Genomic DNA, 20,501 nt, shown 5'->3' with positions numbered 1-20,501 from the left:
CCGGGTCAGGCGTCAGGCGACGCGATCGGAGAAGATCGCCTTCTTGACCACGGCGTGGACGCCCCAGTTGCCGTCCACGACCTGCGTGATCCCGAAATCGACCGCCACCGACATCAGCGAGATCGCCTCGTCCTCGGTGAGGCCCTTCGCGTGCATCAGGAACTGGCGCATCTTCCGGAAGGCGTCGCGCATGGCGAGGTCGATCGAGGATTTCTGGAAGATCGCGCTCTGCGCGTCCGGACCGAGATCCCGCAGGTAGTTCGGGTAGCTGAAGCCGGACAGAACCCAGTCGTCCCGGGTCTCGATCATCGGGAAGTCGAGCGCCTCCAGCGGCGTGCCGGGCAGGTCCGCCTTCTTGTGCAGGATGAACTGGAAGGTGCCGGTGAGCGAGCACTCGATCGCGGTGCCGCACAGTTCGGAATCGCCCTGGCTGGCGTGGGGATCGCCCACGGAGAACAGGGCGCCCGGCACCGCCACCGGGTAGTAGAGGGTCGCGCCCTTGCCGATCCGCCAGTTGTCGATGTTGCCGCCGGTGTAGCTCGGCGGGATCGTGTTCACCCGGTCGGCCTCGGCGGGCGCGACGCCCATCGTGCCGAAATGCGGCCGGATCGGCACGCGGATGCCCTTCAGGACCTCGAAGGTCTTCTGGGTCTTCGTGTGGTCCACCGGCAGGCCGGGATAGTCGATGGTCGGGTGGGAGACGCCGAACGGGTCGGTCACGCCGGGCCAGCGGAAGCTGTAGACCGCCCGGGCCCAGTCGCGCTCGCCGGTGGCGTCGACCTCGTAGATGGTCACGACCTCCCGGGGTTTATCGCCGGTGATCAGGTCGTTGTAGTGGTAGCCCCACCACGCCGCCGCGTTGCTGCCGAAGGCCAGTCCCTTGTACCTGGGATTGGCGCAGGGGCGGGGGGCGACGTCGAGGATGCGCACCTCCAGGACGTCGCCGGGCTCGGCGCCGCGGATTGCCACCGGGCCGGTGCAGATGTGCACGCCGAGGCCACCGCCGGGGCCGACCTTGGCATCCATGGCGCCGGCTCCGCGGGGCGAGACGCCCATCTTGTCCTTGGTCCAGAGATAGACGCTCTCGGCGCCCGGATCGCCCTGGATCATGCGCTCGGCATCGTCGCTCGCCTGGTGGGTGAGCGTCTCGATCGTGACGAAGTCGCCCGAGCCGATCTCGACCTTGGGCTTGAGGCTGCGGCTGAAGAAGCCCCAGTGGACCGTCTCGGCATTCGCCGGCAGGTGGTAATGCGCCGTGGCGGCGATCTTGGCGCCGCTCGCCTGGGCCAGGGCCGGGCTCACGAGCGACGGACCGCCCGCCGCGAGGGCCGCGGCCGCGGCGCCGGTCGCCGCGAAGCCGCTCTTCAGGAAGGCGCGCCGCTCAGGCTCGAGATCCCGCCGGAACCGGCGGCGGTGCTCCTCGAAGGCGTGGCAGGTTGGATCGTCGCCCGCGCACATCGCGTCGTCTCCCGGTGATTTCGTGGTCCCGGGACGGGCAAGCAAATCGACGGCCACGCTGGCGGCCGCCGACGGGCGTCCCTCACTCCGAGAGCATGCCGACGCCGCCCTCCTCGGCGCGCGCGACGGCCTCGTCCGCCTGGGCCTCGACCACGGCGGCGGCCGTGACGTTGACGATGCCGCGCGCCGTCACCGACGGCGTCAGGATGTGGGCGGGCTTGGCCGGGCCGATCAGGAGCGGGCCGACCGGCAGCGCGTCCGCCAGCACCTTCGCGAACTGGAAGGCGATGTTGGCGGCGTCGAGGTTCGGGAAGATCAGGACGTTGGCCGCGCCCTTGAGGCGCGAGCCCGGCAGGACGCGCTCGCGCACCATCTCGTTGAGGGCGGAATCGGCCTGCATCTCGCCGTCGACCTGCAGCTCGGGATTCCGCGTGTGCAGGAGCGCGAGGGCGTCGCGCATCTTCATCGCGGAGGGCGAATCCGACTGGCCGAAATCGGAGTGGCTGAGGAGCGCGATCTTCGGCGTCATCCCGAACCGGCTGACGTGGCTGGCGCAGGCCTGCGCCACGTCGGCGATCTCCTCGGCCGTGGGGTTCTGGCGAACATGGGTGTCGGCCAGGAAGTACGCGCCGTTATGCGTCACCACGAGGCTCATCGCGGCGCACTGCTCCACGCCCGGCGCGAGCCCGATCACGTCGCGGATGATGCGCAGGCGCGTCTCGAACCGGCCCTCCAGGCCGCAGATCAGCGCGTCGGCCTCGCCGCGGCGGACCGCGATGGCGCCGATCACCGTGTTGTTGGTGCGGACCAGCGTCCGGGCCGCGTCCGGCGTGATGCCGCGGCGACCGGCGACTTCCAGATAGGTCTGGACGTAGGCGCGGTAGCGGGGATCGTCCTCGGGATCGATCAGCTCGAAGTCGCGGCCGTGCACCATCGACAGGCCGAAGCGCTTCAGGCGGGTCTCGACCACCCGCGGCCGGCCGACCAGGATCGGCAGGGCGACCTTGTCCTCGACGATCGCCTGGACGGCGCGGAGCACGCGCTCGTCCTCGCCCTCGGCGTAGATCACGCGCTTGGGCTCGGCCTTCGCCTTCGAGAACAGCGGCTTCATGATCAGGCCGGACCGGTGCACGAACCGGTCGAGGCTCTCGACATAGGCGTCGAGGTCCGGGAGCGGCCGGCCGGCGACGCCGGAATCCATCGCGGCCTTGGCCACCGCCGGGGCGATGCGCAGGATCAGGCGCGGGTCGAACGGGCTCGGGATCAGGGATTTGGGTCCGAACGGCCGGGCCTCGCCGCCGTAGGCGCGGGCGACCACGTCCGAGGTCGTTTCGTGAGCCAGACCCGCGATCGCCTTCACGGCGGCCTTCTTCATCTCCTCGTTGATCTTGTGGGCGCCGACATCGAGCGCGCCGCGGAAGATGTAGGGGAAGCACAGGACGTTGTTGACTTGATTCGGGAAGTCCGACCGGCCGGTGCAGATCATCGCGTCCGGCCGCTCCTTCTCGGCCAGATCCGGCATGATCTCCGGGTAGGGATTGGCCAAAGCCATGATGAGAGGCTTCTCGGCCATCTCCTTCAGGTACTCGGGCTTCAGCACGCCGCCGGCCGAGAGGCCGATGAACACGTCGGCCCCCGGGATCACCTCGGCGAGCGTCCGCTTGTCGGTCTCCTGCGCGTAGACGTCCTTCCACCGGTCCATCAGCTCGGCGCGGCCCTTGTAGACGACGCCCTTGATGTCGGTGACCGTGATGTTCTCGCGGGTCGCCCCGAGCGACACGAGGAGGTTGAGGCAGGCCAGAGCCGCCGCGCCGGCGCCGGACGTGACGATCCGGACGTCGGACAGGTTCTTGCCGGCGAGTTCCAGGCCGTTGAGGACGGCGGCGGCCACGATGATCGCGGTGCCGTGCTGGTCGTCGTGGAAGACCGGGATGTTCATCCGGGCCCGGCACTGCTCCTCGACCTCGAAGCACTCGGGCGCCTTGATGTCCTCGAGGTTGATGCCGCCGAAGGTCGGCTCGAGGGCGCAGACGACGTCGACGAGCTTCGACACGTCCTTCTGGTCGACCTCGATGTCGAAGACGTCGATGCCGGCGAACTTCTTGAACAGGACGGCCTTGCCCTCCATCACGGGCTTCGAGGCCAGCGGGCCGATATCGCCGAGGCCGAGCACGGCCGTGCCGTTGGACAGCACCGCCACGAGGTTCTGGCGCACCGTGAGTTCGGCGGCCTGCTGCGGGTCGTCGTGGATCGCCATGCAGGCCGCGGCGACGCCGGGCGAGTAGGCCAGGGCGAGGTCGCGCTGGTTGCCGAGCGGCTTGGTCGCCTGGATCTCCAGCTTCCCGGGCTTGGGCAGGCGGTGGTAGACGAGCGCCCCGGCCTTGAGGTCCTCGGACATGTTATCGGCCATCGCCCACGCTCCCGCTCACCTTTTTCACCGAGGACGACGCGGTCGCGCAGCGCGCGGGCTCGCGTCATGACCGGTCTGTTGCACCGGCTGCGCAGGGGGCGCAACCCGCACAACGAGACCCGGATCCACCTCGCCGAGCTGGCGAGGACCCACGGGTTCTCCATAGGCGCTTATTCGTACGGGCGTCCAAAAGTCCGCTTCCCGGAGAGCGGGCGGCGGCTGACGATCGGCCGCTATTGTTCCATCGCTGACAAGGTCGAGATCCTGCTCGGCGGCGATCACCGCCTCGACTGGGCGTCGACTTATCCGTTCGCGGCGATGCGCGGGCTGTTCCCGGACGCCGCGGCGCCGGAGGATTTCCACGCCTCCCGGGGCGACGTGGTGATCGGGCACGATGTCTGGCTCGGATCGGGCTGCATGATCCTCTCGGGGGTGACCGTCGGGCACGGGGCCGTGGTGGCGGCCCGCGCCGTGGTGACCCGCGACGTGCCGGCCTACGCCGTGGTGGCGGGCAACCCGGCCAAGGTCGTGCGCCACCGCTTCGACGCGGCGACCGTCGAGGCGCTCGTGGCGGCGGCATGGTGGGACCTCCCGCACGACGCGGTGACGCGGCTGGTGCCGCTGCTCCAGAGCGGGCGGATCGCCGACCTGCTCGCGGCGTTGCGCGCGGGCCCGGATTCCCGTACCGGCGGAGCCCTCCACGAAGACCATCCGAGATCCGGACGATGACCGACACGCCCCCCGACCGCCTCGCTTCCAACCCGAACAGCCCGTTCTACGACGAGAAGGTGCTGGAGCGCGGGGTCGGTGTCCGGTTCAAGGGCGTCGAGAAGACGAACGTCGAGGAGTACTGCGTGAGCGAGGGCTGGGTCCGCCTCTCGGCCGGCAAGGCCCTCGACCGGGCCGGCAACCCGATGACGGTGAAGCTGAAGGGCACCGTGGAGCCCTACTTCCGCGACCCCGCCGCGGACGCCTGATCCGCCACCCGCGCCAGGGCGGCCTCGAAGTTCCGGACGGCCTCGCGGACGAGGTTCCCGATCTGATCCGAGGAGCGCGGCCCGTCGATGACGAGGCTCGCGAGGATATCGGAGCGCCGGGCGCGCTGCTTGGCGGTGCGCCGGTGGTTCGAGACGCGCAGGTGCCAGGCGCAGTCCGGTCGCCGCAGGTAGAGGCTGTCGCCGCGCTCGTTCCGGGCGACGATCGCGAAGCCGTCCGCCTCCAGCATCCGCGCCGCGCGAGCGAGCGTCTTCAGCGGCGGGAGAGGCCCGTCGGCGGTCACGGCCCGGCCGGCTCGATCGTGCCGAGGCGGCCCCGCCCGAGCGCGCGCGCCTTCAGCGACAGGGCCGGCCGCTCGACCCCGTACCAGGACAGCGCCGCGACCGGCAGCGTGAGGGCGAGGGCCGGCACCAGCAGCGCGGGCCCGGAGGCGGCCGGCCACAAGGCGTGCAGGGCCTGCTGGACCGGCCAGCCGTAGAGATAGATCCCGTAGGAGAGGTCGGCCGCAGGGTCGAACAGGCCGCGCGCGAGGGGGCCGAGGGCGAGCCAGACCACGCCGTAGGCCTCGGCGAGGAACAGCAGGGCCGGGTAGGCCGGCGTCCGCGCGAGGACGAAGGCGCCGAAGACCAGGCAGGCGAGGGCCGCCGCCGAGACACGCAGGCGGTCGCGCCACAGGTAGAGACACGCCCCGGCCGCGAAGATCAGCGGCAGGCGCAGCGCCGTCTCGGTGCCCTTGGGCAGGTCCGGACCGCGGAGGCCGCAGGCGATCGTCAGGGCGAGCGTCAGGCCGGCCACGATCAGGGGCGCCGACCACCGGCGCCGGAGCAGGCCGCACAGGGCGGCGGCGAGGACGCCGAGGTAGCACAGCACCTCGTACTTGAGCGTCCAGACCGTGCCGAGGGGCGCCCGGTAGGGATTCGCTTCGAAGACGCCGGGGAGGGCGGCGTTGCTCTTGAAGGTCGTCAGCGTCCCGCGGATGAACGACCACAGGGCGGGATCGCGCCAGTACTCGGTGACGGGCAGGCGGGTCAGGGCCGCGCCGAGCCCGAGCGCGACGACGAGCGTCGCCGCCACGAGTCCCGGGAGGATCCGCAGGGTCCGGGCGAGGGCGTAGTCCCGGATCCCGCGGCGGTCGCAGCTCATGGTGACGAGGAAACCCGACACCGCGAAGAAGCCGTTCACCGCGTGTTCGCCCAGCGTGTAGCCAGTGAGCCGGGCGAGGGGCTCGTCGCCCGCCGCGCCGGTCGCGACGCTGAACGCGTGGGACACAACGACGGCCAGAGCCAGCATCAGCCGCAGGCCGGTGAAGCCGTTGCGCCCGCGCGCCAGCGCGGTCGCGATCGTCGGCGCGCTCATCAGGTCAGACCCTCGCGGGCCAGCGCGGTCCGGCCGCGCAGGAAGGCGAGGGCACCCGCGGCCGAGCCGCCGTAACGCTCGAGCCCGGCCCGCCGGAGGACCAGACCCGACAGAAGCGCCTTCGGCAGGTTGGCGCCCAGGACGGCGAGGCTCGGGTCCGGGAGGCCGTACTTCCGGCTGACATAGGCGCGCGACCACGCCTGATGCCAGCGCGCGCGGAACACCCGTCCCGGCTCCGGCGCCGACGATCGGCCGCGACCGTGCAGCGCCTCGGCGCGGTGGACGTGGATCAGGGCGCGGCCGCTGTCGGCCACGCGCCGGCACAGGTCATCGTCCTCGTAGAACAGGAAGATGTTCTCGTCGAAGCCGCCGAGATCGAGGAACAGGGCGCGCGGCATCATCAGGCAGGCCCCGGAGAGGAACGGCGCGCAGGCATCGCCCTGCGGCAGCGCGAGCCGGCCCGCGGGATTGGTCAGGTAGGGCGCGAGCAGGGACCGCGCCTGGAAGAAGAAGCGCCCGTCGGGTTCGACGAGGCGCGGGGCGATCAGCCCGGCATCCGGCCAGGTGCGGGCCGCGTCCAGCAGGGCGTCCACGGTGCCCGGCCGCAGCACGACGTCCGGGTTGACGACGAGGACGTGCTCCGCCGTCTCGGCCGCGCGGACGCCCCGGTTGTTGGCGCGGCCGTAGCCCTCGTTGCGGGCGTTGCGGATCACCTGCGCGCCGGCCGCCTCCGCGACCGACGCGGAGGCGTCCCGGCTGGCATTGTCCACGACGATCGCCGGCACATGCTCACCGGCGAGCGCCGCGAGACAGGACGGCAGCACGTCGGCGCTGTCGTGGGCGACGACGACCGCGACGAGGCTCGCCACCGCGGGGGACTATGGGCGCCTCAGGCCTTCTTCTCGGGCAGGTTGAGGCGGATGTGCAGCTCGCGCAGCTGCTTGGGGGTCGCCTCGGAGGGCGCGCCCATCATCAGGTCCTCGGCGCGCTGGTTCATCGGGAACAGCACGACCTCGCGGATGTTCGGCTCGTTGCACAGGAGCATGACGATGCGGTCCACGCCCGGCGCGATGCCGCCGTGCGGCGGGGCGCCCATGCGCAGGGCGTTGAGCATGCCGCCGAACTTCTGCTCCAGCACCTCGTGCCCGTAGCCCGCGATGGCGAAGGCCTTCTCCATCACGTCCGGACGATGGTTGCGGATCGCGCCCGAGGACAGCTCCACGCCGTTGCAGACGATGTCGTACTGGAACGCCTTGATCCCGAGGATCCGCTTGGTGTTCGCGCCGTTCTCGTCCTCGCTCGCGAGGGCGTCGAGGTCGAGCGCGAGGAACTCCTCGCGGTCGATGTTCGGCATCGAGAACGGGTTGTGGGAGAAGTCGATCCGCTTCTCCTCCTCGCTCCACTCGTACATCGGGAAGTCGGTGATCCAGCAGAACGCGTACTGGTCCTTGTCGCAGAGGCCCAGCTCGTCGCCGATCCGGACGCGCGCCTTGCCGGCGAGCCCAGCCGCCTTGGCCTCCGGACCGGCGGAGAAGAACACGGCGTCGCCCGCCTTCGCGCCGGAGCGCTCGGCGATCAGGGCCTGAACCTCGGAAGGGATGAACTTGGCGATCGGCCCCTTGCCGGTGAGCGCGCCGTTCTCCTCCTCGAACACGACGTAGCCGAGGCCGGGCGCGCCCTCGGAGCGGGCCCAGTCGTTGAGCTTGTCGAAGAACGAGCGCGGCTGGCTCGCCGCGCCGGTCGCCGGGATCGCCCGGACGACGCCGCCCGAAGCGACCACGCCCTTGAACGCCTTGAACGCCACGTCCTCGCGGGCGAACAGGTCGGAGACGTCGGCGATGATCAGCGGGTTGCGCAGGTCCGGCTTGTCGACGCCGTATTTCAGCATCGAGTCCGCGTAGGTGATCCGCGGGAATTCCTTGGTGACGCGCTTGCCCTCGGCGAACTCCTCGAACACGCCGCGCAGCACCGGCTCCACCGCCTGGAACACGTCCTCCTGGGTGACGAAGCTCATCTCGATGTCGAGCTGGTAGAACTCACCCGGCGAGCGGTCGGCGCGGGCATCCTCGTCGCGGAAGCACGGGGCGATCTGGAAGTAGCGGTCGAAGCCCGCGATCATCGTCAGCTGCTTGAACTGCTGCGGCGCCTGCGGGAGCGCGTAGAACTTGCCGGGATGGACCCGCGACGGCACGAGGTAGTCGCGGGCGCCCTCGGGCGAGGAGGCTGTCAGGATCGGGGTCTGGAACTCGAAGAAGCCGCCGTCCCGCATCCGGCGGCGGAGCGAGTCGATGATCGCGCCGCGCTTCATGATGTTGGCGTGGAGCTTCTCCCGGCGCAGGTCGAGGAAGCGGTACCGGAGCCGCGTCTCCTCCGGATACTCGAGGTCTCCGAAGACCGGCAGCGGCAGCTCGCCCGCCGGCCCCAGCACCTCGAGGTCGTCGATGTAGACCTCGACCGCGCCGGTCGGCAGCTCGGCATTCTCGGTGCCGGCCGGGCGCGTGCGCACGCGCCCGTCGATCCGCACGACCCATTCCGAGCGCACGGCCTCGGCGGCCTTGAAGGCCGGGGAGTCGGAATCGATCACGCACTGGGTCAGGCCGTAATGGTCCCGCAGATCGACGAACAGCACGCCCCCGTGGTCGCGGATGCGGTGGCACCAGCCGGAGAGGCGGACACTCTGCCCGACATCGGACGGGCGGAGCGCCCCGCAGGTGTGGGAACGGTAACGGTGCATGACGGGCTTCTTCTGTGGGAAGGCCGGCACCATTCACGCGAGGCCCCCCAAGTCAAGCGCGGGGCGCGCAGAACGGCGCCGAAAGCCGCGCGCGACTCGCCCGCCGGCCTACCGCAGAAGACCCCGAATCCCCATATCATCTCCATGAACGACAACCTCTTTTTCGATCTGGAGCGCCCCGCGAAGGCGGCGCCCGAACGCGCCGCGGCCGGGTGGCGGACGCTGCCCCTCGAGGGCCGTTTCGACCTCGTCTACGAGGACGCGGCCGGGGCCTGGAGCAACCGCTCCCTCGACGCCCGCGAGCTCAGGCTCGGGCCGGGGCGGACGCTGCTCGGCGGCATCGATGCCCGGCGCGGCGGCTATCGCGGGTTCCGGGTCGACCGGATCCGCCGCCTCGTCGACGGGGCCACCGGCGAGCGGATCGAGACCGGCATCCTCGACCGCCTGCTCGCGCGCGCCGAGGCGCAGCGTCGGGCCGACGCGCTGCGGATTCGCCGGCAGGCGCGGGCGCGCCGGAAGGCGGCGGTCGCGGCCGTGGCGTGATCGCGGTCGCCGGGCCGCGCGTGAACGCGTGAAAGATGGGGACCTGCGAAGCCGCGTCTCCCCATGTCCGCCGCGGTTGCGTATAGCCGGTGCATGGACCTGATCACCACCACTGACGCGCTGCGCCAGATCTGCACACGTCTCGCCGAGCAGCCCTTCGTGACCGTCGACACGGAGTTCATGCGCGAGACGACGTATTATCCGAAACTGTGCCTGATCCAGATGGCGGCACCGGACGGGACCGGCGTCCTGGTGGATCCGCTGGCGCCGGGGATCGACCTCGGGCCGTTCATCGCCCTCATGGCCGACGAGGGCACCGTCAAGGTGTTCCACTCCGCCCGCCAGGACCTGGAGATCATCTGGCTGATCGGCGGGATCCTGCCGCACCCGTTCTTCGACACGCAGGTCGCCGCCATGGTCTGCGGCTACGGCGATTCCGTCTCGTACGAGCAGCTCGTCAATGACGTCGCGAAGGCCAAGATCGACAAGTCCTCCCGCTTCACCGACTGGTCGCGGCGCCCGCTCTCGGAGGCGCAGCTGACCTACGCGCTGTCCGACGTCACCCACTTGGTGAAGATCTACGAAGTCCTCGTCGCCGAGCTGCTGCGGACCGACCGCGGCGCGTGGCTCGACGAGGAGATGGCGGTGCTGACGTCTCCCGAGACCTACCGCGCCGATCCCGCGCAGGCGTGGCGCCGCCTCTCCGGCCGCATGCGCAAGCCGCGGGAGATCGCCGTGCTGATGGAGGTCGCGGCCTGGCGCGAGAGCGAGGCGCAGACGCGCAACGTGCCGCGCGGGCGCGTCCTGAAGGACGAGGCGGTCATCGATATCGCCTCGGCGGCGCCGCGGAGCGCGGAGGCGCTCGGGCGGCTGCGGACGATCCCGGCGGGCTTCGAGCGCTCCCGGACCGGGGCCGACATCGTCGCCGCCGTGGAGCGCGGTCTCGCCCGCGACACGAGCGCCGTCCGGATGCCCGAGCGCGTGCGGCGGAGCGGCGGCAACGGCGCGATCGTCGAGCTCCTGAAGGTGCTGCTGAAGGCGGTCTGCGAGGCCGAGGGCGTGGCGCCGAAGATCATCGCCACGGTCGACGATCTGGAGGCGGTCGCCGACGACGACGACGCCGAGGTCCCGGCGCTGCAGGGCTGGCGCCGGACGCTGTTCGGCGAGAAGGCGCTGGCGCTGAAGCAGGGACGGCTGGCCCTCTCGGTCGAGTCCGGTCGCATCGTGGTCCGTCCCCTGGAGGCCGAACCTGTCGGCGGCGGCGCCGACCCGGACCGATGACGCCGCACCGGCACTGACCGCACAATCCGCACTGGCGGGCGTGACTCGCCGCGGGTCCGGGATTAAATGGCAATTAGGTTGCCGCTTAATCCCGCCCCTGCGTCCTGCGTATGTTCGAGCCGAACGAGATCCTCAAGACGCTGACGGGACGCGGTCTCGTGTCGGCCGAAGGGTGTGAGGCCGTCCGCGTCCGCTACCGGGTCGTGGTCGAGCGGCGCGAAGGCGGTGTCGTCGCCTACGGCAATCTGTACGGCAGCTATGCGGGCCTGCGACCGGTCTGGCTCGAGCCCGATGCCCAGCTCCGCCTGTCCAACGGCCGTCGCCTCAACATCTCCGTGACCGACCTGATCGGCGACACGGCCGAGTTCGAGAGCACCGGGCCGGTCGGCGCGGTCTGACGCCGGCAAGAGCCGTTCCGCAGATCCTGAAAGAGACCTCCTGGTCCGCGCGCGCGACCCATCCCGATTCTCAGAAGCGGGATGATTCGGCAATTTTTCGCGCGCGAACCCCACCGATCAGCCCGGGATCCGCGGAAAAACGGGATGCGGCGACTGGGCGCACAGCGGGCTTTCGGGAAAATTCGGCAACTCATAGCCGCCGAAGCGTCTTGCACTGCAGTCCGGCGACCCACATCGGCCGCGCGCCCGGGCGCACCTGAATCCCGCCCACCGCGCGGGGGACGCATGCTTAAGCGCAGCAAAGCTCGCCTGTTTGCAAGGTCTGCATGGGAAACGGACACATCCCCGTGAGACCGAGGCCAGAGCAGGCAGCATCTCTTGTGCGTCGCAACATTTCTTTTCGCAAACGCATGACATCCGTCGCGCCTGTGTCACCCGAAAAGAAGCTTTCACCGTGTGCCCACAGGCGTCGAACAGCGAGTTGACGGCGCTCAAAAATCTCTTAAGGTCCGGGCAAGCCTCGGTTTCGAGGGAGACGCCTCAGGGATGGCGGCTCCTGGCTAGGGGATCAGTAGATCTCCTCGAAGTCCACTATGCCCGCTACCGAGGCGTCCATCCCTGTCGCAAACAGTCAGGTCGGAGTCCGAGCGACGCCACTCTCTTCGCGCGCCGTGAGAACTCTCAAGACTTGTCGGAGGAACCCATGAGAGCGGTACATCTCCTTGCGCTCGGCGCAGGTGTCGCGGCCGTCGCCGCGCCGGCGCTGGCCAATGAAAGCGTCATGAAGGGCATCGCCAACCCGGCGGAACAGGTTCTTCAGACGGTAGACTACGCGAATACGCGCTACTCGAAGCTCGACCAGATCAACGCCAAGAACGTCAAGGACCTGCAGGTCGCCTGGACGTTCTCGACCGGCGTGCTGCGCGGCCACGAGGGCTCGCCGCTCGTCGTCGGCAACATGATGTACGTGCACACGCCGTTCCCGAACATCGTGTACGCCCTCGACCTCGACCACGACGCGAAGATCGTCTGGAAGTACGAGCCGAAGCAGGATCCGTCCGTGATCCCGGTCATGTGCTGTGACACGGTCAACCGTGGTCTGGCCTACGCCGACGGCGCCATCCTCCTGCACCAGGCCGACACTACCCTCGTGTCGCTCGACGCCAAGACCGGCAAGGTCAACTGGTCGGTCGTGAACGGCGACCCGAAGAAGGGCGAGACCAACACCGCGACGGTTCTGCCGGTCAAGGACAAGGTCATCGTCGGCATCTCGGGCGGCGAGTTCGGCGTGCAGTGCCACGTCACCGCCTACGACCTGAAGACCGGCAAGAAGGTGTGGCGCGGCTACTCCGAGGGCCCGGACGATCAGCTGATCGTCGACCCGGAGAAGACCACCTCGCTCGGCAAGCCGATCGGCAAGGATTCCTCGCTGAAGACCTGGGAAGGCGATCAGTGGAAGACCGGCGGCGGCTGCACCTGGGGCTGGTTCTCGTACGACCCTAAGCTCGACCTGATGTACTACGGCTCGGGCAACCCCTCGACCTGGAACCCCAAGCAGCGTCCGGGCGACAACAAGTGGTCCATGACCATCTGGGCGCGTAACCCGGACACCGGCATGGCCAAGTGGGTCTACCAGATGACCCCCCACGACGAGTGGGACTACGACGGCATCAACGAGATGATCCTCACGGATCAGAAGATCGACGGCAAGGAGCAGCCGCTCCTGACCCACTTCGACCGTAACGGCTTCGGCTACACGCTGAACCGCGCGGACGGCACCCTCCTCGTCGCCGAGAAGTTCGACCCGGCCGTCAACTGGGCGACCAAGGTCGACATGGACAAGGGCTCGAAGAACTACGGCCGGCCGCTGGTCGTGTCGAAGTACTCGACCGAGCAGAACGGTGAGGACACCAACTCCAAGGGCATCTGCCCGGCGGCGCTGGGCACCAAGGATCAGCAGCCTGCGGCCTTCTCGCCGAAGACCAACCTGTTCTACGTGCCCACCAACCACGTCTGCATGGACTACGAGCCGTTCCGGGTGACCTACACCCCGGGCCAGCCCTACGTCGGTGCGACCCTCTCGATGTACCCGGCCCCGAACTCGCACGGCGGCATGGGCAACTTCATCGCGTGGGACGGCGTCAACGGCAAGATCAAGTGGACGAACCCCGAGCAGTTCTCGGTGTGGTCCGGTGCTCTGGCCACCGCTGGCGACGTCGTGTTCTACGGCACGCTTGAGGGCTACCTGAAGGCGGTCGACGACAAGACCGGCAAGGAGCTGTTCAAGTTCAAGACCCCGTCGGGCATCATCGGCAACGTGATGACCTACCAGCACAAGGGCAAGCAGTACGTGGGCGTCCTCTCGGGCGTCGGCGGCTGGGCCGGCATCGGCCTCGCGGCCGGCCTGACCGACCCGAACGCCGGCCTCGGCGCGGTGGGTGGCTACGCGGCTCTGTCGCAGTACACCAACCTCGGCGGTCAGCTGACGGTCTTCGCCCTGCCGAACTAATCGGCCGCAGGGTTTGAAGTGAAAAATGGTGCCGGCGCGGGTTCCCGCGCCGGCATCCTTGTGATTAGACTTTCTCGCAAGAGGCTGCGTCTCGGAGGGAGACCAAGAGCCTCGATCAAGGGAGACACATGCGTTGCTCAACCTCAGCAAGATCGTAACGCGGCCGGTTATCGCCGCCCTCGCCCTAGCGACCGTCTCGACGGTTGCCGTACATGCTGAGGATGCCAAGCCCGCCGACCCCAAGCTGGCGAATTCGCTGAACGCGAACGACAAGACCGCCGAGCAGGATGACAAGCTCCTGAAGAAGGACGCGGCCGTGAAGGTCGACGACGGCAAGTACTTCGACGCCGAGGGCCACCCGACGTTCCACGTGACCCAGGACGGCAAGATGCTCGACTGGTACACCTACTCGGGCTACCGCCGCTATCACGCCGAGTGCCACGTCTGCCACGGCCCGGACGGCATGGGCTCGACCTACGCGCCGGCCCTCAAGGACTCGCTGAAGCACCTCTCCTACGAGGAGTTCATCGGCATCCTGGCGGGCGGCAAGCAGGAAGTGAACGCCGCCGAGCAGAAGGTCATGCCGGCCTTCGGCGACAACAAGAACGTCATGTGCTACTCGGACGACCTCTACGTATATCTCAAGGCGCGCGCCTCCGGCGCGATCGGGCGTATCCGTCCTTCCGAGCACGAGGGCAAGCCCGAGACCGCCAAGAAGGCGGAGAAGGAATGCATGGGCGGCTGATGTCGTCTCCTGCCCGGATCGCCGTTCTCTGCGCCCTGACCGTCTTCGGGGCGCAGGGCGCGCTCGCCCAGCATCTGCCGGATACCGTCACCACGGACGTGCTGCGCGTCTGCGGTGATCCGGGCAACATGCCGTTCTCCGAACGCAAGGAGGACGGCTTCGAGAACAAGATCGCGGCGATCATCGCCGACGAGTTGAAGATCAAGGTCCGCTACTACTGGCTGACGCAGGGTCCGGGCTTCGTGCGCAACACGCTCGGAACCGGCCTCTGCGACGTCATCATGGGCCAAGCCTTCGGCAGCGACCTCGTCCAGACCACCAATCCCTATTATCGATCGGCCTACACGCTGGTCACCCGCGCGGGCGAACTCGACGGTGTGACGGCCCTCGACGACCCGCGGCTGAAGGGCAAGAGCATCGGCGTGATCGCCGGGACGCCGCCGGTCAACCGGATGGGCGAACTGGGCCTCGTCTCGGCCATGAAGGCCTACGCGCCCTACCAGCTCGACCCGTCCCGCAAGCACCAGACGGTCGCTGCCGAGATCGTCGCGGCCCTGGCCGCGAAGGAGATCGACGCGGCCGTCCTCTGGGGCCCGGCGGCGGGCTGGCTCGCCAAGCAGTCCGGCACGCCCATGAGCGTCGTGCCGCTGCTGAAGGAGCCGGAGCGTCCGCCGATGGCGTACCGGATCGCCATGGGTGTCCGGATCGGCGAGAACGACTGGAAGCGCTCGCTGAACACCATCCTGCGCAAGCGCAAGGCCGACATCGACAAGGTCCTGCGCGACTACGACGTGCCGCTCCTCGACGAGGAAGAGAACAAGCTCGTCGCCCCCGGCGAGCGCTGACGCGCAGCGCCGCGGCGCGCGCCGCCATCAGGCGCGCGCGATACCGGTCGAGTCGAGCTTCGCCAGGGCGTCCACCACGCGCTCGCCGCCGATGACGAGGTCGGGCGCGATCTCCGCCAGCGGGACGAGCACGAAGGCCCGCTCGCGCACGTAGCGGTGCGGCAGGACGAGGCGCGCGTCTTCGATGCTGGCGCCCTCGTAGGCCAGGACGTCGATGTCGATCACACGGGGCCCCCAGCGCTCCTCGCGGATCCGGCCGAGGTCGTGCTCCACCCGCAGGCAGGCGTCGAGCAGCCCGTGCGGATCGAGATCGGTCTCGACCGCCACGGCCCCGTTCAGGAACCACGGCTGATCGGTCTTGCCCCAGGGCGGGGTCCGGTAGTCGGCCGAGCGCGCCACGACGTCGATGCCCGGAATCGCGGCGAGACCGGTGACCGCGCGGTCGAGCATCGCGGCCATGTCGCCGACATTGCTGCCGATGCCGAGATACGCCCTCATCGACCGGCTCCGCGGCGGCGCGTGATCGCGACGCCGACGCTGTCCAGGATGGCGGGGACGGGCGCGCTCGGCTTGTCGACCTGAACGGTGATGGCGTCGACCTGCGCGAAGCGCGCGAGGATCTCCGCGGCGACCGTCTCGGCCAGGGCCTCGATCAGGTTGAACCGGCGCTCGGTGGCGATCGCGACCGCCACCGCCGTGAGATCCGCGTAGCTCACCGTGCCGGCCACGTCGTCGGAGCGGCCCGCCGGGCCGAGATCGAGTTCCGCTTCCAGGGAGATGTAGAAGCGCTGACCGAGCACCGCCTCCTCGACCAGCACGCCGTGCCGGCCGAACACGGCGATCCGGGTGACGCGGATCAGGTCGCCCGCCATGCTCAGCGCGCCTCCGGCCGCATCACGGCGTCGACGACGCGCATCGCGTCGATATGCGCGGCCACGTCGTGCACGCGCACGATGTCGGCCCCGAGGGTCGCCGCGACGGCGTGGGCGGCGAGGGATCCGTGCAGGCGGTCCGCCGGACGGGTCTCGCGGTCGTGCAGGCGTCCGAGGAGCGACTTGCGCGAGACGCCGACGAGGACCGGAAAGCCGAGGGCGCGGATCTCGGGCAGCCGCCGCAGCGCCTCGAGATGCTGATTCCAGGTCTTGCCGAACCCGACCCCCGGGTCGAGCACGATCTCGGAATCCGCGAGGCCCGCCCGGTGGGCGATCGCGAGGGACCGCTCGAAGAAGGCCAGCATGTCGGCGACGATGTCGAGCTCCGGCTCGATCGTCTCGCGGTTGTGCATGATGATGACCGGCGCGCCGTGGGCGGCCGCGACGTTGGCGATGTCGGGCTCGCGCTGGAGGCCCCAGACGTCGTTCACGATCCGCGCGCCGGCCTCGAGCGCGGCGCGCGCCGTCGAGGCCTTGTAGGTGTCGATCGAGATCGGCACCGGCAGCCGCGGCGCCACGGCCCGGATGACCGGCACGACGCGCGCCTGCTCCTCCTCGGCGGGGACCGGAACGTGGCCGGGCCGCGTCGATTCCCCGCCGACGTCGAGGATCGCCGCCCCCTCGGCGACCAGCCGCTCGGCCTGGGCCACGGCCTCGGCCTCCCCGGCGAACAGCCCGCCGTCGGAGAAGGAATCGGGCGTGACGTTGAGGATGCCCATGACCAGCGTGCGGCCGCCGAGCGCCGGCAGCAGGTCGGACAGGCGGGAAGAGGGGGTCACAGGCGGGTCCCGTTCACGAGCGCGGTTCGGGAGCCGGTGTGCGCGAATCGGGAGGCCGGCGCAACGCCGGCCTCGCCGTGCGGCTCAGACCTGCCCGTCAGCCGTGGTAGCAGCGGATCTCGGCCTCGGCCTGGGCGCGGCGCAGGTCCGCGACCTTGTCGTCGAAGATCTTGGTCGACTTGAACTCGTTCGCCCGGTTGCCGATGCCCTGCCGCATCGAGAGCACCGTGCTCGCCTGAACGTACTTGTCGTAGGGGAGGATCGCGGCGAGCTGGTCCAGCGAGCACGAGCATTTCTGCAGGCTCTCGCGGGTCTGGCCGTTAGCGGCCATGCAGCCGAACACGTAGTCGACCCGCGCGTCGGTCGGGTAGTCGTTCTCCTCGGCGGCCCAGCCGGTCAGGCCCGACAGCGTGAGGGCGAGGGCGGCCAGCGCGCCCCGTTCAGCCAGCCTTCTGATCATAGCTCAGCTTCTCCTCAAGCAGTTCGCCGCCGTCGGGGCTCTTCGACGACGCCTCGATCGAGACGATCTCGCCCGGGACCGAGGGCGCGGTCACGAAAGTATAGGTCATGTCGTCCATGCCGCGCATGCGCTGCGCCATCGAGTCGCCCGCGAACGGCTTCGTGACCACGCGCCAGCCGTCGACCTCGCGGCCGCCGATGTCCACCTTGGTCGGCGTCACCGTCGCCTTCTCGCGCAGGCCCTTGCGGATCGCGAGCTTGAGGTAGCGCGGGTTCGCCTCCAGCACCTTCGCGACGGCCCGGAGATGGTTCTCGAGGAAGAGCGAGACGACCGGGTTGCCTGCCATGTCCTCGAACGGGCCGGCCGGCATCCGGTTCAGCCCGGAGAACATCACGACGCTGATGTCGCGGCCTTCGGCGGTCTTCCCGGGCGCCACCTTCAGCTGGATGGTGTCCTCGAGCGGCGCCCCGAACGGCCCCTTCGAGATCCCCGAGCGGCGCAGGTAATCGTAGGTCAGCGTCGAGCCCGCGGCCGTGTTCTTCATGTGCGGCTGGTCGAACAGCAGATCCGCCGCGGAGGGCGGGGCGGCGGCGTTCGCCGGGGTGACGGTGGCGGGCTTCGGCGCGTCCTCGGCGAGGGCCGGCAGCGCGGCCAGAGCCAGCGCGACCGACGTCGCGGCGAGGCCCCTCACGACAAGACTTCTCACGAGTTCACTTCCTCCTTGAGCGGCGACCGGACGTTGCTGCCGATCGTCCGGTAGACGTAGTCGGGCGGGTTCTCGGCCGCCTCCTCGGTGGCGAGCGCCCGCACCTTGGCGTGGAGCGGCGAGAGCGAGCAGGCCGGGTCCGTGGCCGCCGCGTCGCCGGCGAGCGCGAGCGCCTGGCAGCGGCAGCCGCCCCAGTCCTTCTCGCGCCGGTCGCAGGAGCGGCAGGGCTCCTTCATCCAGTCGGTGCCGCGATAGGCCGTGAAGGCCGGCGAGTCGCGCCAGATCTCGCCGAGCGAGCGGTCGTTGACGTTCCAGAACTCCAGCCCCGGGATCGTCTCGGCCGCGTGGCAGGGCAGGACCTTGCCCTGGGGCGTGACGTTCATCAGCTTGCGGCCCCAGCCGCCCGCGCAGGCCTTCGGGTACTTCGCGTAATAGTCGGGCACGACGAGGTCGATGACGAGCTGGCCCTTCAGGCGCTCCCGGGCCGCCTCGACGATCCGGATCGACTCGTCCACCTGCGCCTTGTCGGGCATCAGGGCGGCGCGGTTGACGTAGGCCCAGCCGTAATACTGCGTGTGCGCCACCTCGAGCCGCTTGGCGCCCATCCTCACCGCGAGATCGATGAAGCCCGCCACCTCGTGGATGTTGCCGCGGTGGATCACCGAATTCAGCGTGAGGGGCAGGCCGAGCTCGACCACCTTGGCGGCGAACTCGAACTTCTGCGGCTGCGCGTTCTTCAGGCCGCCGATCTTCTCGGCGTTCTGCGCGTCGACGCCCTGCACCGACAGCTGCACGTGGTCGAGGCCGACGTCGTAGAGCGCCTGCAGCTTGCCCAGCGCCCCGCCGACGCCGGAGGTGATCAGGTTCGAGTACAGGCCGAGATCGGCGCAGGTCTTGGCGATCTCGACGATGTCGTTGCGCGCCGTCGGCTCGCCGCCGGACAGGTGCACGTGCAGGACGCCGAGCGCCGCCGCCTCCCCGAGCACGCGCTGCCACGTCTGCGTGTCGAGCTCGCCCGACCGCCGGTCGAGCTCGAGCGGGTTCGAGCAGTACGGGCAGCGCAGCGGGCAGCGGTGGGTCAGCTCGGCGAGCAGACCGACCGGGGCCGGCGCGTCGGGGCGGTTCGGCGTCAGCGCGTTCATCGCTCGAGAACCCGTTTCTCCGCGAGGCCGTCGAGCATCACCAGGATGTCGGCCTCGATGGCGCGGGGATCGGCTGCGTAGGTCTTGCCCAGCTCGTCCGCGATGTCGGCGACGCTCCGCGCGCCGTCCACGAGCTTCAGGACCGCCACGGCGTTGTCGTCGAGGTCGAAGGTGCGCTCGGGGGCGAGCAGGACCCACTTGCCGCGGGTCTCGTCGTTGCGCAGCCGGACGCCGCGCGGCAGCCGCGGACGGTCGCCGGCCGCCATCTTCCCGCCGGCCGCTCCAGGCTTGGCCTGAGACGCCTCGGCCACCAGACCCTCGCCGGGCTGCCACGCGTCCGGCGGGACCATGCCGGGGGCCACGTAGGCGAAGTACAGGGCGTCGAGCTGCGTCCACAGCACGGTGCACTTGAACGTCAGCGCCGCCATCGCCTGCCGCTGCAGCTCCGGCGTCGTGGCGTGCTGCTTCACGTAGTCCAGGGCGAAGTCCGCGTCCCGCGGCGCCTGGGTCAGGCGCTTGTCGAAATAGGCCAGCGTGTCCTTGGTGATGAAGTCGTAGTTCTTCAGCATCCCGGCGACGCGCTCGGAGATGATCGTCGGCGAGAACATCTCGGTCAGCGACGAGGCGATCGCCTCCAGGAGCGTCCGCTCGGAGACGAAGTGGACGTAGGCCTCCACCGAGAACTTCGTGGCCGACAGGATGCCGCGGGTCGACAGCACGTAGTCGCGGTCGAAGCCGACGCCCTCGGCCAGCTTGAGCCAGCGCTCGATGCCGCCGTCACCCTCGTGGTCGCCGTCGTGGTCGACGATCCGCTGGCGCCAGATCCGCCGCAGCGACGCGTCGGTCATCCGCGCCAGCACGGCGGCGTCCTTCACAGGAATCATCGCCTGGTAGTAGTAGCGATTCAGCGCCCAGGCCCGGACCTGGTCCTTCGACAGCTTGCCGTCGTGCAGCAGCCGATGGAACGGGTGCAGGTTGTGGTAGCGGCGCGCGCCGATGTCGCGCAGGGCCGCCTCCAGTTCCTCGGGACTCAGGAGACGCTGGCTGTCGGCGGCATCGGGGGTCGGGAAAATGGCGTTCATGGCGTGTCCGGCGTCCGTCCTCAGGTCGCGTTTCCTGTGTTCCGATCCCGCCCTCGTGCGCGGGGCGACTGTCCGGGCTCAGCCACGATATAGTGCCGTCCCCCCGGGCGCCCAACCATCGCCGG

The 20,501-nt window shown here is 69.8% G+C and carries 21 protein-coding genes; 8 read left to right on the top strand and 13 right to left on the bottom strand.

From position 1 onward, the window contains the following. Nucleotides 1-12: 12 nt before the first annotated feature. Entirely contained in the window at nucleotides 13-1,458 is a 1,446-nt protein-coding gene (locus tag ACX9MN_RS03360) for an acetamidase/formamidase family protein (protein ID WP_020091809.1), read from the bottom strand. Between the two features lie 82 nt (nucleotides 1,459-1,540). After that, on the bottom strand, nucleotides 1,541-3,868 hold the full coding sequence (locus ACX9MN_RS03355) for an NADP-dependent malic enzyme (protein WP_020091810.1): 2,328 nt from the start codon (nucleotides 3,866-3,868) through the stop codon (nucleotides 1,541-1,543). Between the two features lie 66 nt (nucleotides 3,869-3,934). On the opposite strand from ACX9MN_RS03355, the gene ACX9MN_RS03350 reads away from it, so the two are divergent. After that, entirely contained in the window at nucleotides 3,935-4,597 is a 663-nt protein-coding gene (locus ACX9MN_RS03350) for a CatB-related O-acetyltransferase (protein ID WP_427510105.1), read from the top strand. Beyond that, nucleotides 4,594-4,845: a DUF3297 family protein gene (locus ACX9MN_RS03345; protein ID WP_020091812.1), complete on the top strand. Its 252-nt coding sequence runs from the start codon at nucleotides 4,594-4,596 to the stop codon at nucleotides 4,843-4,845. Before ACX9MN_RS03350 ends, ACX9MN_RS03345 begins: the two co-directional genes overlap by 4 nt. Here ACX9MN_RS03345 and ACX9MN_RS03340 read toward each other — a convergent pair. From ACX9MN_RS03340 to aspS, 4 genes are read right to left on the bottom strand one after another with little or no spacing between them, the layout of a single operon-like run. After that, nucleotides 4,815-5,147, bottom strand: a complete 333-nt coding sequence (locus ACX9MN_RS03340) for a hypothetical protein (protein ID WP_020091813.1) — start codon at nucleotides 5,145-5,147, stop codon at nucleotides 4,815-4,817. The genes ACX9MN_RS03345 and ACX9MN_RS03340 overlap by 31 nt on opposite strands. After that, the gene (locus tag ACX9MN_RS03335; protein WP_489723688.1) at nucleotides 5,144-6,220 is read right to left on the bottom strand and encodes an acyltransferase family protein; all 1,077 of its coding nucleotides are present in this window, start codon (nucleotides 6,218-6,220) and stop codon (nucleotides 5,144-5,146) included. Before ACX9MN_RS03335 ends, ACX9MN_RS03340 begins: the two co-directional genes overlap by 4 nt. Continuing rightward, a complete protein-coding gene (locus ACX9MN_RS03330) occupies nucleotides 6,220-7,089 on the bottom strand; it encodes a glycosyltransferase family 2 protein (protein ID WP_489723687.1) in 870 nt (289 codons plus the stop codon). The genes ACX9MN_RS03335 and ACX9MN_RS03330 overlap by 1 nt, the downstream gene beginning before the upstream one ends. Before the next feature lie 20 nt (nucleotides 7,090-7,109). Continuing rightward, nucleotides 7,110-8,954 (bottom strand): aspartate--tRNA ligase, encoded by a 1,845-nt coding sequence (gene aspS / locus ACX9MN_RS03325; RefSeq protein WP_100252948.1) that lies wholly within the window; start codon nucleotides 8,952-8,954, stop codon nucleotides 7,110-7,112. 144 nt (nucleotides 8,955-9,098) lie between these two features. Between aspS and ACX9MN_RS03320 the strand changes: the two genes are divergently transcribed. The 6 genes from ACX9MN_RS03320 to xoxJ all read left to right on the top strand — a co-directional run bounded on the left by ACX9MN_RS03320 (nucleotide 9,099) and on the right by xoxJ (nucleotide 15,275). Beyond that, on the top strand, nucleotides 9,099-9,497 hold the full coding sequence (locus ACX9MN_RS03320; protein WP_020091817.1) for a hypothetical protein: 399 nt from the start codon (nucleotides 9,099-9,101) through the stop codon (nucleotides 9,495-9,497). Between the two features lie 93 nt (nucleotides 9,498-9,590). Then, a complete protein-coding gene (gene rnd, locus ACX9MN_RS03315; RefSeq protein WP_056522182.1) occupies nucleotides 9,591-10,778 on the top strand; it encodes a ribonuclease D in 1,188 nt (395 codons plus the stop codon). Between the two features lie 110 nt (nucleotides 10,779-10,888). Then, nucleotides 10,889-11,176 carry a hypothetical protein gene (locus ACX9MN_RS03310; RefSeq protein WP_020091819.1) on the top strand — a complete coding sequence of 96 codons (288 nt, stop codon included), beginning with the start codon at nucleotides 10,889-10,891 and terminating at the stop codon, nucleotides 11,174-11,176. A 703-nt stretch (nucleotides 11,177-11,879) separates the two neighbouring features. Further along, nucleotides 11,880-13,685 (top strand): lanthanide-dependent methanol dehydrogenase XoxF1, encoded by a 1,806-nt coding sequence (gene xoxF1, locus ACX9MN_RS03305; RefSeq protein WP_026604740.1) that lies wholly within the window; start codon nucleotides 11,880-11,882, stop codon nucleotides 13,683-13,685. A 133-nt stretch (nucleotides 13,686-13,818) separates the two neighbouring features. Next, nucleotides 13,819-14,430, top strand: a complete 612-nt coding sequence (locus tag ACX9MN_RS03300; RefSeq protein ID WP_020091821.1) for a c-type cytochrome, methanol metabolism-related — start codon at nucleotides 13,819-13,821, stop codon at nucleotides 14,428-14,430. Continuing rightward, entirely contained in the window at nucleotides 14,430-15,275 is an 846-nt protein-coding gene (xoxJ, locus tag ACX9MN_RS03295) for a rare earth element methanol dehydrogenase accessory protein XoxJ (protein WP_244526844.1), read from the top strand. The genes ACX9MN_RS03300 and xoxJ overlap by 1 nt, the downstream gene beginning before the upstream one ends. Nucleotides 15,276-15,302: 27 nt before the next feature. Here the strand turns inward: xoxJ and folK are convergent, their stop codons facing one another. The 7 genes from folK to pqqC form a co-directional block, all read right to left on the bottom strand. Further along, nucleotides 15,303-15,773, bottom strand: coding sequence for a 2-amino-4-hydroxy-6-hydroxymethyldihydropteridine diphosphokinase (gene folK, locus ACX9MN_RS03290; protein ID WP_489723686.1), 471 nt, complete (start codon nucleotides 15,771-15,773; stop codon nucleotides 15,303-15,305). After that, complete coding sequence (folB, locus tag ACX9MN_RS03285) at nucleotides 15,770-16,147, bottom strand: dihydroneopterin aldolase (protein WP_489723685.1); 378 nt, start codon at nucleotides 16,145-16,147, stop codon at nucleotides 15,770-15,772. Before folB ends, folK begins: the two co-directional genes overlap by 4 nt. 2 nt (nucleotides 16,148-16,149) lie before the next feature. After that, nucleotides 16,150-16,986: a dihydropteroate synthase gene (folP, locus tag ACX9MN_RS03280; RefSeq protein ID WP_331297458.1), complete on the bottom strand. Its 837-nt coding sequence runs from the start codon at nucleotides 16,984-16,986 to the stop codon at nucleotides 16,150-16,152. Between the two features lie 97 nt (nucleotides 16,987-17,083). Further along, a complete protein-coding gene (locus ACX9MN_RS03275; RefSeq protein WP_489723684.1) occupies nucleotides 17,084-17,446 on the bottom strand; it encodes a hypothetical protein in 363 nt (120 codons plus the stop codon). Beyond that, a complete protein-coding gene (locus ACX9MN_RS03270) occupies nucleotides 17,427-18,152 on the bottom strand; it encodes a hypothetical protein (RefSeq protein WP_489723683.1) in 726 nt (241 codons plus the stop codon). The genes ACX9MN_RS03275 and ACX9MN_RS03270 overlap by 20 nt, the downstream gene beginning before the upstream one ends. Further along, a complete protein-coding gene (gene pqqE, locus ACX9MN_RS03265; protein ID WP_489723682.1) occupies nucleotides 18,149-19,294 on the bottom strand; it encodes a pyrroloquinoline quinone biosynthesis protein PqqE in 1,146 nt (381 codons plus the stop codon). Before pqqE ends, ACX9MN_RS03270 begins: the two co-directional genes overlap by 4 nt. Next, on the bottom strand, nucleotides 19,291-20,376 hold the full coding sequence (gene pqqC / locus ACX9MN_RS03260; protein WP_020091829.1) for a pyrroloquinoline-quinone synthase PqqC: 1,086 nt from the start codon (nucleotides 20,374-20,376) through the stop codon (nucleotides 19,291-19,293). The genes pqqE and pqqC overlap by 4 nt, the downstream gene beginning before the upstream one ends. Between the last annotated feature and the right edge of the window lie 125 nt (nucleotides 20,377-20,501).

It is taken from the genome of Methylobacterium sp. 1A (assembly GCF_058072805.1).
The sequence above is the reverse complement of the archived record's forward strand: the minus strand, read 5'-3'. Positions and strand labels throughout refer to the sequence as shown.

Coding starts and splice junctions, on each gene's coding strand:
- ACX9MN_RS03360 (WP_020091809.1), bottom strand. CDS start 1,458: ATGTGCGCGGGCGACGATCCAACCTGCCACGCCTTCGAGGAGCACCGC.
- ACX9MN_RS03355 (WP_020091810.1), bottom strand. CDS start 3,868: ATGGCCGATAACATGTCCGAGGACCTCAAGGCCGGGGCGCTCGTCTAC.
- ACX9MN_RS03350 (WP_427510105.1), top strand. CDS start 3,935: ATGACCGGTCTGTTGCACCGGCTGCGCAGGGGGCGCAACCCGCACAAC.
- ACX9MN_RS03345 (WP_020091812.1), top strand. CDS start 4,594: ATGACCGACACGCCCCCCGACCGCCTCGCTTCCAACCCGAACAGCCCG.
- ACX9MN_RS03335 (WP_489723688.1), bottom strand. CDS start 6,220: ATGAGCGCGCCGACGATCGCGACCGCGCTGGCGCGCGGGCGCAACGGC.
- aspS (WP_100252948.1), bottom strand. CDS start 8,954: ATGCACCGTTACCGTTCCCACACCTGCGGGGCGCTCCGCCCGTCCGAT.
- ACX9MN_RS03320 (WP_020091817.1), top strand. CDS start 9,099: ATGAACGACAACCTCTTTTTCGATCTGGAGCGCCCCGCGAAGGCGGCG.
- rnd (WP_056522182.1), top strand. CDS start 9,591: ATGGACCTGATCACCACCACTGACGCGCTGCGCCAGATCTGCACACGT.
- ACX9MN_RS03310 (WP_020091819.1), top strand. CDS start 10,889: ATGTTCGAGCCGAACGAGATCCTCAAGACGCTGACGGGACGCGGTCTC.
- xoxF1 (WP_026604740.1), top strand. CDS start 11,880: ATGAGAGCGGTACATCTCCTTGCGCTCGGCGCAGGTGTCGCGGCCGTC.
- xoxJ (WP_244526844.1), top strand. CDS start 14,430: ATGTCGTCTCCTGCCCGGATCGCCGTTCTCTGCGCCCTGACCGTCTTC.
- folK (WP_489723686.1), bottom strand. CDS start 15,773: ATGAGGGCGTATCTCGGCATCGGCAGCAATGTCGGCGACATGGCCGCG.
- folB (WP_489723685.1), bottom strand. CDS start 16,147: ATGGCGGGCGACCTGATCCGCGTCACCCGGATCGCCGTGTTCGGCCGG.
- ACX9MN_RS03275 (WP_489723684.1), bottom strand. CDS start 17,446: ATGATCAGAAGGCTGGCTGAACGGGGCGCGCTGGCCGCCCTCGCCCTC.
- pqqE (WP_489723682.1), bottom strand. CDS start 19,294: ATGAACGCGCTGACGCCGAACCGCCCCGACGCGCCGGCCCCGGTCGGT.
- pqqC (WP_020091829.1), bottom strand. CDS start 20,376: ATGAACGCCATTTTCCCGACCCCCGATGCCGCCGACAGCCAGCGTCTC.